The following is a 16,128-nucleotide window of genomic DNA, read 5'->3' as shown; positions in this document are numbered from 1 at the left end:
AGTAGTTTGAAGGAGGATACTAAGTATGAAAAATGATACTAATAATGACGATCAGCTGGTTATAAAAACCGAAAATGAAGAATTTTTGGAAGATAACTGTCCGATGACAAATGCACTGGACATTATTGGCGGAAAATGGAAGCTGATGCTGCTCAACAAGATTAGGGAGGAGTGCCCTATGCGCTTTGGCGTGCTCCGGAAAAAGATGCAATATATCACCCAGGCCACGCTGACCGCCCAGCTTAAAGAACTGGAACGCGACGGCATCCTTTTAAGAACAGCTTATGCCGAATCTCCTCCGCGGGTAGAGTATAAGCTTACCGAGCTGGGTAAAACGCTCATCCCCATTATGGATGCGCTGTGTGATTGGGGCAATAATTATTGCCAGATGAAAAAGAGCATTAAATAATTCAAATCAGTTAGACATCTTCATATATTATAGGGGATCGCCAGGTCGAGAAAAGAATCGTCGTCATAATTAACCTGTTTTCTATAGGTATAAATACGCGTTTTTAAGTTGGTGAATTGAGTGTAAATACGCTGATTTTAAGGTAGTTATACGGTGTGTTTTTGATGTTGCAGTGCTCAACTTTGAGCCGCAGTATTATCTGTACCGATAAATTCTATAACTCTTTAACAATCAAATTTCATGAAAAAACTTAATTACTTATTTGTGTTGTCAGCGTTGGTAATGTTGATAACAGCATCGTGTGGAAAAGATGGGGCTGTTGGCCCTGCAGGCTCACAAGGAACTACAGGTGCACAGGGCGCAGTTGGCCCCGCAGGCCCTCCGGGAGCTAACGGGCAAAACGGAAGCGTTATCTTCAGTGGCACAACAGTTCCGGCCACAACTACAGGCGCGGTTGGTGATTTTTATTTGAACATATCTACCAGCTTGCTATACGGACCTAAAACTGCTGCAGGCTGGGGCACGGGTTTCGCACTTAAAGGACCCGCCGGTGCCGCTGGCGCACCTGGTAATAAGATCCTTAACGGAACAGGAGTTCCTGCCAGTTCATTAGGTAATAATGGCGATTATTATCTTGATGTGGTAAATTATTTATTGTACGGTCCTAAAACCGACGGAGGATGGGGAGCACCGGTATCATTCAAAGGGGCACAGGGCCCTCCGGGTACTGCCAACGTGATGTACACCGGCTGGTTTACTCCAACTACCTATGTACAGGAAACTGTTTTTGGATCATTGGGATTTTACCATGATATCAGTATTCCGGCTATTACGCAAAATGTGCTTGATAAAGGTACTGTAATAGCTTTTGGCAAGTTAAATGGTTATAATCCGGTTATCTGGCCTACAGACCAGGTAGGGCAGTTGCCTATCATTATTACTTACCTGCAAGGCACAACTCCTAATTTAGATACCTGGTCTGATGTTGTTTCGCTGGGCAAAGTAAGGGTTAAATTAATAAGCAGCCTGAACGCTTATACCAACATTTCTAATGCTCACCAGTTTCGTTTTGTAATTATACCGGGCGGAGTTAGTATTCCTGGTACTTTGAATTATACAACGTTACAGCGTTATTTACGGATACCAGAGGATCATTGATAAATAAAACGTCCTGATAAAAGGGATAACTAAAAAAAATAAAAGCCTGCAGACCATTCGGTCTGCAGGCTTTTCAGGTAATTTTAATTCTTTGATGCAGTAGCTAAACCGGCTATTAAAAAAGATATACCGCTAAATGCCAGGGCTACAAACAGGCTTGTCCATTCGGGTTCGGTGTGTACATTGGCTATAACACGCGGTAAATGGAGTATCAGCACCCATATCAAAAACATGAGGCCTAAAAGCCCACCGGCCAATCTGGTTAGTTTGTTGATAATAAAACTTATTCCGGAAGCGAAAAAGGCAGCCATCACCAGGTAGTCCCAAAACAAACGAGCGGGTATCCAGGCAGGTATCAGGTTGGCTACAAACTGGGCATACATGTAATGTTGTACACCAAATACCAGCAGGCCAATTGAAAAAAGATAAGTGCCGGTTTTTATTAGCTTAGAACCACCGTCTTTGCTGATATTACCTAACAGGATAAGGGCGCCGGACATAATACAGATAACTTCAAAGGTGCTCGTCCATTCTGATGGATTGTTGGGTTCGGCCAATACTTTTGGTACGTGGATCAGGAGCAAGGCTAATAAATACAACAGTGCTGCTAATAATGCGCCGTACGCCGTGTATTTTTTGACCAGGACAAGTATGCCTGCCACTATCATGAGCGAACCCGTTAAATAGGCCAATGCCTGTTTTGCTGGCAATGAGGCCGCGACGGGCAATAATCCGACTGGGAAATGACCAGATATGATGTGAATTGCGCCTATGGCGATAATACTGATCACCAGGAAAAGTTTTCCGGCACTAAGGTAAAGGTTGTTATTCATTATTTAGGTTTTTTGAATGTGGCATAAGATAAAGAAAAAATCAATAAACAAATAGGTTAGAATACTCATATTCAGATTATTAATTATGTTTAAACATGCTTTATAATAGCTGATTAAGCAAGAGATTTATTTGTAAATGGAAAATATTTTTTTAATTTTATTTTCCATTTATGACTAAAGAAGATATTATCCAAAATTCGCTTAAGCAGTTTTTGTTCAATGGCATCCGGAAAATGACCGTTCAGCAGATCGTGGCCCCATTAGGTATTTCGACCAAAACGGTGTATAAATATTTCAGCAGCAAAGAGGAATTGCTCGAAGCTTGCCTCTTAGTTCATTACGAAAAAATGAGCCTGGATTTTAAAAAGCTGATGGCAAGTAGCGACAATCCGGCAGAGAAGCTGTTCCGGTTATTTTTTATGAGCCTGGAGGAGGATTTTAAAGTAGCACCGGTGTTTTACCACGACCTGAACTATTACTATCCCGAAATGCAGGATAAAGTGATTGCCAGGTATTTTGAAAACAATAGTCAATATGTTAATGATGTCGTCAAAAATGGTATAGAGCAAGGTTTTTTCAGGCCAGAGCTTAATACCTCCGTAGTGTTAACCGCTTTGTACCTGCTGTACAGATCGCTTACCCGTACCGGGGAATATCGAAAATTTAACCTGAGTCCTTTTGAACTCGCCTCAAATACGCTGGTAGTATATCTGCGAGGAATTTGTACGCCCAAAGGAATAAAAATATTGGATAACCTTAAATACTTATCACCATGAAAAAAATGCTCCTGATCAGTTTTTTGTTTTATGCTGTATTTACAGCTAACGCACAAAATAGCTCGCTTTTGCCTGTACCCCAGCATGTATCACTTGGTAGCGGGCGTTTTCAACTGAACGTCAATTTTACCATCGCGGTAAAAGCTGACCCGAGAGATAGTACTCTATATTTTGCTGTTAACAGGGCTTTTCAAACGCTTAACCGGCGCACCGCCCTTTATTTCAGGCAGCAACGGATAACCGCTAAGGATGCCAGTGATACGAGTTCATTGATCATCCAAGTTAAACAGATCAAGGAAGCGATCCCGGGTAGTGATGAATCCTATACGTTAACCGTTACACCCCAAAATATACATTTGGCGGCACCAACCACAGCGGGCGCCTTACATGGCCTTGAAACTTTTCTACAGCTGGTACAGCACGATAAGGAAGGCTTTTTTTTGCCTGCGCTTAGTATACAGGATGCTCCCCGCTTTGTATGGAGAGGATTGATGATTGATGTGGCCCGGCACTTTATCCCGGTTGAGGTGATCGAAAGAAATATAGATGCCATGGCGGCTGTAAAAATGAATGTTTTACACCTACACCTGTCTGACGATGAAGGTTTCCGGGTGGAATCAAAGGTATTCCCTGAATTGCAGAAGAAGGGCTCCTACGGCGAATATTTTACACAGGCACAAATAAAACAATTGATCATTTACGCCAAACAACGGGGCATAATCATTGTGCCCGAATTTGATATGCCCGGGCATACCACCGGTTTTTTAGCCGGATATCCTAATTTATCAAGCACCCCGGGACAGACCTATCAACCAGGCCCACGATTTGATTTGGGCGACAAGCCTATGGGCCTGATGGATATCATGAAAATGATCAATACCTATCCAACGCCCTCATTTGACCCTTCAAAAGAATCAACCTATACCTTCATTGATAAATTCCTGGGCGAAATGGCGGCGCTCTTCCCTTCGCCTTATATCCACATCGGCGCTGATGAAAATAACGGTGTGTCCTGGCGCAATAACCCGGATATAGTAGCATTTATGCAAAAGAACAACCTGGCCGATACCCATGCTCTGCAAGCTTATTTTGTAAAGCGCGTACAACAGATATTAACCAAACATCACCGGTACACCCTGGGCTGGGAAGAGCTGTTATCCAAAGATCTCCCAAAGGATGTAGCCGTACAAGTATGGACTGACGGTGCCAAAATGAACGAGGCCGCTAAGCTGGGGCACCCGGTTATTATATCCAAAGGTTTTTATTTGGACTTGTTTATGCCGGCATATATACATTATCAGAATGATCTGCTCGCGACTAATATCCCTGATAGTGTAGCGTCAAAAGTTTTAGGTGGCGAGGCCGCGCAATGGGCCGAGGCGGTTGATCAAGATAATATCGAAACCCGGATATGGCCGCGGGCCGCTGCCGTTGCCGAAAGGCTATGGTCGCCCTATAAAGTAAATGATGCAGATGATATGTACCGCCGCCTGTTTGTGATCAGCCATCAGCTGGATGAAATTGGTGTGCAGCATATCGGTAGTTATGAACGTGCTTTACGGCGCTTTACCGGTGGTGCTGATATTGCACCTTTAAAAACACTAACGGATGTTTTAACCCCGCTAAAAGGCTATAAAAAACTGTTTGCAAGAATGACTGCCCCCAAAAGTATGAGCTATCAAACCATGCCACTGACAGCCGTGTCCGATATTGTTTTTGTTGATTCGGAAGTAAAAAGGCAATTTCGAGTGGCTGTAAAGAGCTATTTGGATAAACATAATGATACAGATGCAACAGCCATCACCTTGCAGCTTGAAAAATGGCGTGATCATCGTGCCGCATTAGAACTCCTGATAGATAGGGGATTAATAGACAACAACATTAATGAAAATTCAAAAAAACTATACGCTGCGGCAGTGATCGGGCTGGATGCCATCAAACTATTACAAAATAAAGAAAAACCATCGGCCGATTGGCTAAAACAGCGGTCGGGCACGCTTGATCAGATGAAAAAACTTTATGGTGAGGTTGAACTATCCGTTATCCCCGAGATAAGGGCATTGGTCACTCAACAGATGGATGTGGAGCCGGCGAGCTATCCTATTTTCTGAGATCAGGTATAAGCACCACAGCAAGTGGTCTATTTCAGCGACTTGCTGTGGTGTTTAGGTAAATTAAGCTTCAAGTGCCGGTGTGTATTCACCGCGCCGTGCCGCATTATTAATGCTCAGGCGTTTATAAAATAGTTGCTGGGCAACGGTTACGTTCTCATCTTTTCCCTGCCAATATTCCATAGCCGGTTGCTGAACCGCCCTGGCGAACGAAAAAGTGAGTGCCCAGGGTAATTTGCCTTTATATTTTACATGCATAGCACTTAAATGCGCGCTTGCATCAGGGGCCGGTTGTCCACCCGACAGAAAGGCCACACCCGGTACCGCTGCAGGAACGCAACGCAGTAAACACTGAACGGTTAGGTCGGCAACCTGTTCAATGGTGGCTTGTTCAGAAGCGCCAACGCCAGATACCACCATGTTGGGCTTTAATATCATGCCTTCCAGGTAAATACGTTGTTGTATCAGCACTTCAAATACAATATGCAATACCCGTTGGGTTACTTCAAAACAGCGTTCAATGGTGTGGTTGCCATCCATTAGCACTTCGGGCTCCACTATGGGTACCACATTCGCTTCCTGGCAAAGAGCCGCGTAACGGGCCAGGGCATGGGCGTTAGCATAAATACTACCATCTGTTGGTGTATCGCCCGAAATAACGATCACAGCACGCCATTTGGCAAACCTGAGACCGGCTGCAGCATAGTTTTTCAATCTTTCCCGCAGTCCGTCAAGACCTTCGGTTATTTTTTCACCCGGGAAAGCGGGCATATCTTTGGCGCCTTCATCCAGTTTAATGCCCGGGATCACCCCGGCTTTAACCAGCAGATCAATGAATGGTGTACCATCTGCAGCCGCCTGTTTGGTAGTTTCGTCAAACAGGATGGCGCCGCTTATACATTCGCCCAATTTGGGTGTTGTTACAATCAGTTCGCGGTATTTTCTGCGGTATTCTTCCGTTTGTGGTATGCCTGCTTCTGCAAAGCGTTTATTGCAGGTGGCCACACTTTCGTCCATAGCCAAAAGGCCCTTGTCGCCCGCCATTAGTTGCTGAGCGGTATTTTTTAAAGTTTGTTTATTCATGGGGTATGAGGTATGTAAAGTAAACGCTGGGAAGCGTTGCTTTGTTGTAAATATACTAAACCATCAGGGGCAATAAAAAGACGATTTTGGAATATGTGACTATGATGAAAATTGATAGCCGGAAAAAACTTTTTAAACCTTAAATTTTAACACTTTTTTAGTCGAAAACAGGGTAAAACCGGGTATCTTTTGTCCTGTTTAACACTTTTTTAATGCCATTTTAACACTTTTTAACAAATTTTTGATGGGTTTTGAAAGGTTTAAAAAGTATTAAATGTTTGATATTCAAATAACTAACTTAAAATCAGTCGTTTTTTAGCCTGTTTGGGTCTTTATGCAAACGGCCCGAATCTCTCTGTTTGGGAGAAAACCGGGCCGTTGTATACAAATATACTAAAATAAAAGGGAATGCTACCTATCTTATTTCAGACCTCTGTTTCCGGCAAAAGTGGATAAAAAAAACATTTCTAATGCTTAAGGGTTTTGTAAAAAAGCCTAAATTGTAATCGATTACGAACCTTAAAACCAATACCTATGAATTCACGCCGCGACTTTTTACAGAAGTTAGGGATCTCTGCCTTAGCCTTACATCTGGCCCCGCTTTCGGGATGGGCCGACATGAAGAATAATAACGAAGCTGCCTATGAAGGTCGTGTGCTCCGTGTAGCTATTATGGGACTCGGAAGCTATGGGACGCGCGTTGCTGAGTCCATGCAATCATGCGTAAAAGCTAAGCTGGTTGGCGTAATCAGCGGTACGCCCTCAAAAGTTAAGGACTGGCAAGGCAAGTACGGTATCCCGGCAAAGAATTGCTACAATTATGAGAATTTCGATAACATCAAAAATAACCCCGATATCGATGCCGTTTATGTGATCACACCGAACGGGTTGCATCATGATATGGTAATACGGGTGGCTAAAGCAGGCAAACATGCCATTTGCGAAAAGCCCATGGCCATAAACGCCAAAGAAGGGCAGGAGATGGTAGATGCCTGTAAAAAAGCTAATGTGAAATTGCTGGTAGGTTACCGCATGCATTTTGAGCCCAAAACGCTCGAAGTGATCCGGATGCGGAATAGCGGCGAGTTTGGGAAGATCTTGTTTTTTCAGGGTCAGTGTGGTTTTAAAATTGGCGACCCTACACAATGGCGACTAAATAAACAACTGGCCGGCGGTGGCTCTATGATGGATATTGGCATTTACGCTATCAACGGCTCGCGTTATATGACCGGAGAAGAGCCTGTTTGGGTTACTGCCCAGGAAACCAAAACCGACCCTGTGAAATTTAAAGAAGGGGTGGACGAAACCATCCAGTTTCAGTTTGGCTTTCCCAGCGGAGCCGTGGCATCCTGCTTATCAACCTATAATATGAATAACCTCGACCGCTTTTTCCTGGACGGTGAAAAGGGTTTTGCAGAGATGCAGCCATCTACAGGTTATGGCCCAATACAGGGACGTACCCACAAAGGCGAACTCACCCAGCCGGTTACTACACACCAAACGGTACAAATGGAAGAAATGTCGGCAATTATTTTTGATAATAAACAGCCTGTAGTGCCGGTAAATGGAGAAGAAGCGGTAAAAGACCTGAAAATTATTGACGCTATTTACCAGGCGGTAAAAACCGGGTCAAAGGTTGCTATCAGTTTTTAGTTTTGGGTGCTGATAATAAAAAAGCATGTCATTGCGAGCGAAGCGTGGCAATCTCCTCGCATTCTTGTTGGAATGAACAGCTACGAGATTGCTTCGTCGTACCTCCTCGCAATGACATATAGAAAAGAATAGCGATGTTGGGATGGATTTAGCCAACGTTCTATTCATTAGTCAGGAAACCGCCTTTACCACGATAAAGGTCGAGTTTGCCATTCAATTCAATTTTTATGACAGACATGTATTTGTCCTGCAAGTTTTCGGGGATGCTTATGTACGTTAAACCTGGTACTGGGCTCCAGGATATCTTACCCACAATTTTATAGGTCAGTGGAGTATCGCTGCCCAGAACGCTTACTTTTTTGATGCTGCTTTTTAATCCTTTTACTAACACAGGCGCGCTTGTTTTAGCAGGTACAAACAAGTATACCGTAGTGGAGTCTTTTGATAAAGTACTTGCACCGTAATAATGGCCTTGCGGCATACCGGCAATGGTATTAAAAACGCCTTCGCCGTTCTTTTTGTTCCAGGCACCCAGTTCTTTAAGCAGGTTTACTTCTTCTGCCGGGATGCTACCATCGCCTTTGGGGCCAATATCCAACAGTAAATTGCCGCCATAGCTTACGGCATCGGTAAAAATGCTAATGATCTCATAAGGTGTTTTGAAATTCTTGTCCTGCGGCTGAAAACCCCAGTTATCATTAGTGGTCATACAAAGCTCCCACCATTTATAGCCGGGTCTTGATACCGGGAAATTTTGTTCGGGCGTATCATAATCTCCATAGCCCTGTAAGCGGCCGTTGATGATGGTATTAGGATTGTAACTTAACAATTTTTGTCTGACCCCAGAAGCGTTCCATTCTTCGGCGCTGTGTTCCCAATCACCATCAAACCACCAAAGGTCGGGGTTATATTGTTTGGCAAGCTCATCCAGTTGCCCGTTCATAAAAGTTAAATATTTAGTCCATTTAGCAGGCTGATCTTTTACCTGGTACCTGCTGCTATCCTTTAAAAAACCGGGATAATTGGCATGGCTCCAGTCAATCAGCGAAAAATAAGCGCCAGCTTTTACCCCACGCTGGCGTAAAGCGTCATAAAGTGGTTTTAACAGGTCTCTTTTAGCAGGAGTTTTCTGCACCACGTTTAGCGGACCGTATTTGCTGTTCCATAAAGCCACACCATCATGGTGTTTAGTGGTCATTACAGCGTAACGGGCACCGCTTTCCTTAATCAGGTCGGCCAGTTCATTGGGTTTATACTGGCTTGCCGAAAAGCCTTTTAACTGGCTCATATAATCAGGATAGCTGATCTTTTTGTTGTGAAAGCTCCAGCTTTCATCTATCCCTTTTACAGAGTAGATGCCGTAGTGAATAAATATGCCCAGTTTGGCATCGGCAAACCATTGCATTTTTTCTTTGATCTCATCAGGATTTACATGGTGTTGTGCCTGTATATTGCTTGTACATAGCAGGGTAAACAATACTATAAAAGTGTGTGATAATTTTTTAAGCATTTTCAAAAGTAATTAATCAGATTATAAATGTTTATATATACTTTTTAAAAAAATTAAAAAGATTTCTTTTTTTATTAAATTAATTTTTTTATATATGCAGATATAACCTCCTGCTATATGTTTTTTAAACACATTGATATCATTAAAGGGCTGTATTACAGTAAAACAGCTTCGCTAAACGACCTCAGCGTCGACACTGGCAGAAGCATCCCCTACGTAACCAAGGGGATAGCCGACTTAATCAAGCTAAATATCGTAAAGGAAATTGGTATAAGAACATCAAGCGGGGGCCGTAAACCGGCAACCTACTCGCTGATAGCTGATACCGGTTTTATTATTTCGGTTGCGATGAACCAGTTTATGACCCGTATAGCTATTACCGATATGGGTAATGAGTTTGTGGGTGATACTCAGGAATTTGAGCTAAAGCTTAGTGATAACAATGATGCCGTCCATACATTAATAACCCATATTAAAGCTGCCGTTATTAATTCGGGGCTGCCTAAAGATAAGTTCCTGGCTATAGGCATTACCATGCCGGGTTTTATCGACGCTTTTTTGGGTAATAACCTGAGCTTTCTGAAAACCCCAGAAGGAACATTGGTAAACTATATAAGCAAGCAGGTTGAATTGCCGGTTTTTATAGAAAACGATTCGACGGCTATAGCCCTTGCCGAGCAAAAATTTGGTCTCCCTATAGCGCGTAATAATTCCATGATCATTAACCTGGGTTGGGGAGTTGGTTTGGGAATGATCATCAACAAAGAAATATTTAAGGGGCACAGTGGTTTTGCAGGAGAGTTTAGCCATTTACCACTTCATAAAAACGGAAAGCTATGCTCTTGCGGAAAGCAAGGCTGTTTGGAAACAGAGGCCTCTTTACTGGCTATTGAAGCCAAAGCTATTGAAGGCTTAAAGCAAGGGCAGGTAAGCAGTCTTGTAAAATACGATACCGTATCGGCAGATAATATCATCGCCGAAGCACTTAAAGGCGATGCTTTCGCCGTAAAAATAATTGCTGAAGCAGCCTATTTCATTGGTCAGGGCCTGGCTATCCTGGTACATCTGATGAATCCCGAAGGTATTATTTTAAGCGGGAAAGGGAGCGTCATCGGCAAATTATGGCTTAGTCCCATTCAGCAGGCAATGAATGAACATTGCATCCCCCATTTAACTACTTATACGCAATTGGCGGTCTCGAACCTGGGCAATAACGCGCAACTATTAGGAGGAGTGACCACCGTGATTGAAAATCTGTATAAACTTAGTCCGCAGGCCAATATTTCCGAGCCTGCTTAAACATACCCAAGATCTTCTTTTTTTAACTTAATTAATTAATTTTCATGCAACAATTTTATCTAAACTTAAAAAAGTGGGTGGTCCTGCTACTGCCTCTTTTTATCTCGGCAAATGTATTTGCCCAAACAAATGTTACGGGAGTGGTGCGCGATGATAGCGGCCCCTTACCTGGTGTTAGTGTGGTTATTAAGGGCACAACAACGGGTACGCAAACCAACTCAAGCGGCGCGTACAGCATTAAAGTAGCCAAAGGCGCAGTACTTAAATTTACGTCTGTAGGCTATGCAGCAAAAGAGGTTACTGTTGGCGATGATGCCGTGATCAACGTAACGCTGGCTCTTGGCAAGGGCGAACTAAATGAAGTGGTTGTTACTTCATTTGGTATTAAACGCCAGGAGCGTTCACTGGGTTATGCTACCACTACGGTTACTGCCAAACAACTGACAGAGGCTGGTAATACCAACTTTGCTTCGGCATTGTATGGTAAAGCTCCGGGTGTTAAGATCACTACAGCTCCGGGTGGTTCAAGCAGCGCGGTTAACGTGCAGATACGTGGTATCAACTCGCTTAATTACAACACGCAGCCACTGTACGTTGTGGATGGTGTTATTATCCGTAACAATAGCGAAGCTGGCGCGGGTGGTTCAAATAACGACGGATACTGGTCTGATCAGCGTATCAGGGGTAATGGTATCCTGGACATCAACCCACAGGATATCGAAAGCCTTACCGTATTAAAGGGCGCGAGCGCGACAGCGCTTTATGGCTCAGACGCCATGAGTGGCGCTATTGTTATCACTACCAAAAAAGGCTCCAAATCAAGAGGTCTTGGTGTTGATTTCAACTACGTAGGTACTGCTGAACAAGTTGCTTTTACACCAAAATTCCAAAATGTTTACGGCCCTGGTTATGACCGTGCAACCAACCTTGCCGGTGGTTTTACCGAAGATGGCTGGTTAGCTGATCCTGCTTCACCATCAGGTTACAGGCCGCGTTTTAGCTCATATGCCCAGTTCGGCCCTAAAATGGAAGGTCAGAAGATCAGGTGGTGGGACGGCCAGATCAGGGATTATACCCCACAGCCTAATAACTACAAAGATCTGTTTCAAACAGGTTATAGCTCAAACGCCAATATCGCTATCTCCAATCAAACAGATAAGGTTAACTACCGTTTGTCGGCAACCCGTTTGGATTATACTGGTATACAACGCGGTCAAAAACAACAAAAAAATTCCTTTAACTTAAACACTACGGTTAAGTTAAGCGACAAAATAAGCACAGACATCGTTGCGAGTTATGTTAATACATTAACCCACAATCGTCCATACCAGTTAGGTCGTGTTTTAGCCAACTTTGGTGGCTTCCTAAACCGTTCAGAAAAAGCGGACGTATTGTTGGATAACTATCAGACATCAGATGGTTACAAATATGTAACGCTGGCTAATGCGTCCAGAAACCCAGCTGAGGCTTTTAAATACAATATGAGCGGTGCTGATATTATGGACTTTTTCTGGACACAATTAAAGAACAGCGAGGATGAAACCGAAAACAGGTTGATCACCAGTGCTACTTTAAATTGGGATGTGTTTAAAAACATAAAATTCAGAGGTCGTATCGGTAGTGATTATACCGGTCGTAACACCGAATCACAACAATATAATGAGTACCCTGCAGCTTTTAACGGTTCATCAAGTACTGGTTATTACGGTGTTAGCAAAGGGCAATATTCTACCACTTACGGCGATTTATTGTTAACCTATTCACCAAAATTGACTAAAGACCTTAACATGTCTGTTAGTGGTGGCTATACTTCACGTAGCGAAACCTATCGTGATCAATCGTCAGGTACCAATGGTGGTTTAGTAACCGAAAACTTCTTTTCTATCTCAAACTCTTACGGGGTGCCAAATACAAGTGCTACCAGGGGTTATCAGAAAAGCCAGGCTGTATTTGGAATATTGAACTTTAACTATAAAAATTACCTTTTCTTAGAAGGTACAGCGCGTAATGAGTCCGCTTCAACGCTTCCTACACAAAACAACACTTACTTCTATCCATCGGTAAATGGAGGTTTTGTATTTACAGACGCGTTTAAAATGCCTGAATTTATCAGCTACGGAAAATTAAGAGCTTCATATGGTGTAGTTGGTAATAAAGCGCCAAGGTATGTTCCGAACGTGTTGTACAACCAATCGTCATTACAAACACAAAACGGCTCTGTTACACAGCTTACCTATGATGCTACTTATGGTAACCTACAGCTGAAACCTGAAATGAAATATGAGCAGGAGTATGGTTTGGAGGCACGTTTCCTGAAAGACCGCTTAGGTTTGGATTTCACTTACTATACTAACCAGGTTAAAAACGTAATTATGGCATTGAACGTGGCACCTACAACCGGAGCTTCGAGCTTACTGGCCAATGCTGCTACTTTGCACAGTGATGGTTTGGAAGTTGGTTTCAGCGGTAAACCGATCACCGGTAAATTCAGCTGGGATGCCCGTTTAAACTTTGCGATTAACCATTCTAAGGTAAATAACCTGGCCCCTGGTTTTGACAGGCTGACATTCTACACTGGCGACCAGTCTGCGTTATTGGTAGTAGCTCAGCCAAACCAGCCTATTGGTAACATATTAGTTTACCCAATAGCAAAAGATGCTAATGGCAATAAGATTGTGAACAGCGATGGTTTATATACTATTGATAAATCAAAATATGTAAACGTAGGTAATATACAGCCTAAAATTGCAGGTGGTATTGCCAATACATTCAACTACAAAGGTTTTTCACTTGATGTATTAGTTGATTATCGCTTTGGTGGTAAAATGGTATCAAACCCATTAAAATATGGTACTGCTGCCGGTATGTACGAAAGTACTTTACAATATCGTGATGAATCACACGGTGGTTTAGCTTATTATATTGATGGTAGTGGCGGCAAACACTTAGGAGCTGCACCAAGCGGTAGCAAAACATACCATGATGGTGTAATACTACAAGGTGTAAATGACAACGGACAAGCAAACAGCACTATTGTTGATGCGGCTACCTATTACTTAAATACTTATGACTGGGGCGAGAACTCGGTGAATGAAAACGCGGTATTTAAAAACAACTACATCAAATTGCGCGAAGTTGTGTTTGGGTATAAATTGCCTGCCAGTGTAAGCAAAGCGTTGCACGTAAATAACTTAAGGTTCTCCTTAGTAGGCAGAAACTTACTGTACATCTACCGCACACTTAAAAACCTGGATCCGGAAGCCCCAATTGGCGACAAATGGTACAGACAAGGTGTTGACGAAGGTTCATCACCGGCAACCAGGAGTTTTGGATTTTCACTAAACGCGAATTTTTAATAGCACAAGTCATTAATTATGAAAAAGAATTTTAAAAATATAGGATACGCGTTTTTGCTGGCTTTATCATTAGGAAGCTGCAAAAAAAGCATCGACGAAAAATTTAATAACCCTGAAAAAACAGCTGTAGTAACTATTCCATATATGTTTACAGGTATGTTGAACAATACCAGGGTAAGAGCCGAATACTGGCACTACAGAACGTTTATATTAACAGCAACAGCTGATTTTTCACAAACCTCTTTTCTGCCTAATACCAATACGGTATATCAACCAAATGATGGCTATATGGGTGGCCGTTGGGAGGATTTTTATCATCCAAATGGTTCTGCCAATGGTGTGATGGCTTTGTACCGCACCATGGAAGTTACTTACAACCAAATGTCGGCTACGGATAAGGCAAACAATGATGTGATCATGAATGCTGCCCGGGTAGCTCTTTATGATCAGGCAGCGCAAATGGTTGATTGCTGGGGCGATATCCCATTTAGTGAGGCCGGTAGTTTGGAAACAAGTGCTACGGTTAAGAACCCTAAATTTGACGATCAGATAGCGCTTTACAAAACTTTTATTGCCGGTTTGGATGCCGCTTCTACTTATTTTAAAACGGCTACTTTATCGGGTCAGGCAAGTAAGGCATTTACCACTCAGGATATTTTATTAGGTGGTAGTGTAGATAAATGGAGACGTTATGCTAACTCTATCCGTTTGCGCCTGCTGATGCGTATGTCTTTTTATGACGAAGCGGGATCAAAAACCGAAGTTACCAAAATGCTGTCCGATCCAACATCATACCCATTGATGGATGGCGGAAATGTGGCTGCATATAATCCTGCAACTACCGATGCTTTATTGGTGCCATTAACTACCTACACGGGGTCGTTACAAAGCGCTCTTACCGAAGGTGGTAGTAATTACGCTCCTGACTATCTGTTAAATACAGTAATGTTGCCGGCTAATGACCCAAGGATCCCGGTGTTATTTGACAAAGGCAGCAACGCATTGGTGACCGGTAATCCAGGTAACCCTGTTTACAGAGCGATGCCGGTAACGTTTACAAGTGATCAGGCATCGGCAGAGGCTCTTAAATACTCAGTGGTTGATTCAACTACTTTCTTAACGAATAATAAACTTCCGGGTATTGTAATTACCGCGCCCGAGGTTAATTTCCTGAAAGCCGAGGCTTTTGAGCGTTGGGGTGGCGGTGATGCTAAAGCTGCTTATGAAACAGCGATTAGTCAGTCAGTTTACTTCTATTTTTACCTGAATAGCTTAGGCACAGGTGTTAAACCGACGTTGAACGCTGCTGATATTCCAACTTTCCTTGCCTCTGCTACTGTTGCTTACACAGGTTCGCAAACAGATAAGCTGGCGAAAATATGGATTCAAAAATGGGCTCATTTTGGATTTATGCAAGGTACACAGGCTTGGAGCGAATACAGGAGAACTAAATATCCTGTACTAACCTTCCCAAGCGCAGGTAAATTGGCTAATTATACTACTCCGCCAACAAGGTTGGTATATCCAAGTATCGAAACCGGCTTTAACAGCCACTACAGTGATGTACAGGCTAAGGATAAGCGTAATGCAAAAATATTCTGGGATGTAAAGTAATACAATAGTTGATTAAGGGGTTGCTCACCATAGTGGGCGCCTCTTTTTTACTGTTTTCTATAGTAAAGAGGCTGTATCATAAATCATGATCAGCCTCTTTTTTTTGATTTATTCAGATACTTAAGCGATGTATAGCCTTGGGTTGGATTGGCTCGATTAACAAAAAGTGGGTTTACATGGTTTACACTTTTTATGGTTAACATTGATTTATATAATTGATAATCAATTAATTGTGTATTTTTATTCAAAAAACATGTAAACCCAATTTTGCATAAATATTATCGGCTAAATTTCAATTCATCGGTAACACAACACCAAGAATGATC

General features: G+C 42.7%; 11 protein-coding genes. 8 read left to right on the top strand and 3 right to left on the bottom strand.

Features of this window, described 5'->3' with window-relative positions; all coding sequences use genetic code 11:
- The first annotated feature begins 25 nt into the window (after window positions 1-25).
- Together AC57BQ_RS11650 and AC57BQ_RS11645 are read left to right on the top strand one after the other, a co-directional pair.
- A complete protein-coding gene (locus AC57BQ_RS11650; protein WP_496406449.1) occupies window positions 26-409 on the top strand; it encodes a winged helix-turn-helix transcriptional regulator in 384 nt (127 codons plus the stop codon).
- Between the two features lie 240 nt (window positions 410-649).
- The gene (locus tag AC57BQ_RS11645) at window positions 650-1,567 is read left to right on the top strand and encodes a collagen-like triple helix repeat-containing protein (protein ID WP_496406448.1); all 918 of its coding nucleotides are present in this window, start codon (window positions 650-652) and stop codon (window positions 1,565-1,567) included.
- An 83-nt stretch (window positions 1,568-1,650) separates the two neighbouring features.
- Here the strand turns inward: AC57BQ_RS11645 and AC57BQ_RS11640 are convergent, their stop codons facing one another.
- Window positions 1,651-2,400: a hypothetical protein gene (locus tag AC57BQ_RS11640; RefSeq protein ID WP_496406447.1), complete on the bottom strand. Its 750-nt coding sequence runs from the start codon at window positions 2,398-2,400 to the stop codon at window positions 1,651-1,653.
- A 170-nt stretch (window positions 2,401-2,570) separates the two neighbouring features.
- Between AC57BQ_RS11640 and AC57BQ_RS11635 the strand changes: the two genes are divergently transcribed.
- Both AC57BQ_RS11635 and AC57BQ_RS11630 read left to right on the top strand, forming a co-directional pair.
- Entirely contained in the window at window positions 2,571-3,176 is a 606-nt protein-coding gene (locus AC57BQ_RS11635) for a TetR/AcrR family transcriptional regulator (RefSeq protein WP_496406446.1), read from the top strand.
- Window positions 3,173-5,287 (top strand): beta-N-acetylhexosaminidase, encoded by a 2,115-nt coding sequence (locus AC57BQ_RS11630; protein WP_496406445.1) that lies wholly within the window; start codon window positions 3,173-3,175, stop codon window positions 5,285-5,287. The genes AC57BQ_RS11635 and AC57BQ_RS11630 overlap by 4 nt, the downstream gene beginning before the upstream one ends.
- Window positions 5,288-5,350: 63 nt before the next feature.
- On the opposite strand, the gene AC57BQ_RS11625 is transcribed toward AC57BQ_RS11630, so the two are convergent.
- Window positions 5,351-6,370 carry a class I fructose-bisphosphate aldolase gene (locus AC57BQ_RS11625; protein ID WP_496406444.1) on the bottom strand — a complete coding sequence of 340 codons (1,020 nt, stop codon included), beginning with the start codon at window positions 6,368-6,370 and terminating at the stop codon, window positions 5,351-5,353.
- A gap of 534 nt (window positions 6,371-6,904) precedes the next feature.
- Here AC57BQ_RS11625 and AC57BQ_RS11620 point away from each other — a divergent pair.
- Window positions 6,905-8,023 carry a Gfo/Idh/MocA family protein gene (locus AC57BQ_RS11620; RefSeq protein ID WP_496406443.1) on the top strand — a complete coding sequence of 373 codons (1,119 nt, stop codon included), beginning with the start codon at window positions 6,905-6,907 and terminating at the stop codon, window positions 8,021-8,023.
- Between the two features lie 160 nt (window positions 8,024-8,183).
- Here the strand turns inward: AC57BQ_RS11620 and AC57BQ_RS11615 are convergent, their stop codons facing one another.
- Window positions 8,184-9,533: an alpha-L-fucosidase gene (locus AC57BQ_RS11615; RefSeq protein WP_496406442.1), complete on the bottom strand. Its 1,350-nt coding sequence runs from the start codon at window positions 9,531-9,533 to the stop codon at window positions 8,184-8,186.
- A 117-nt stretch (window positions 9,534-9,650) separates the two neighbouring features.
- On the opposite strand from AC57BQ_RS11615, the gene AC57BQ_RS11610 reads away from it, so the two are divergent.
- From AC57BQ_RS11610 to AC57BQ_RS11600, 3 genes are read left to right on the top strand one after another with little or no spacing between them, the layout of a single operon-like run.
- Window positions 9,651-10,832: an ROK family protein gene (locus tag AC57BQ_RS11610; RefSeq protein ID WP_496406441.1), complete on the top strand. Its 1,182-nt coding sequence runs from the start codon at window positions 9,651-9,653 to the stop codon at window positions 10,830-10,832.
- Window positions 10,833-10,876: 44 nt separating this feature from the next.
- The gene (locus tag AC57BQ_RS11605) at window positions 10,877-14,188 is read left to right on the top strand and encodes a SusC/RagA family TonB-linked outer membrane protein (protein ID WP_496406440.1); all 3,312 of its coding nucleotides are present in this window, start codon (window positions 10,877-10,879) and stop codon (window positions 14,186-14,188) included.
- 18 nt (window positions 14,189-14,206) lie between these two features.
- On the top strand, window positions 14,207-15,802 hold the full coding sequence (locus AC57BQ_RS11600; protein ID WP_496406439.1) for a SusD/RagB family nutrient-binding outer membrane lipoprotein: 1,596 nt from the start codon (window positions 14,207-14,209) through the stop codon (window positions 15,800-15,802).
- The last annotated feature ends 326 nt before the right edge of the window (window positions 15,803-16,128 follow it).

This window comes from Mucilaginibacter sp. BGA-UO-ETr-C110 (assembly GCF_059567985.1).
The sequence above is the reverse complement of the archived record's forward strand: the minus strand, read 5'-3'. Positions and strand labels throughout refer to the sequence as shown.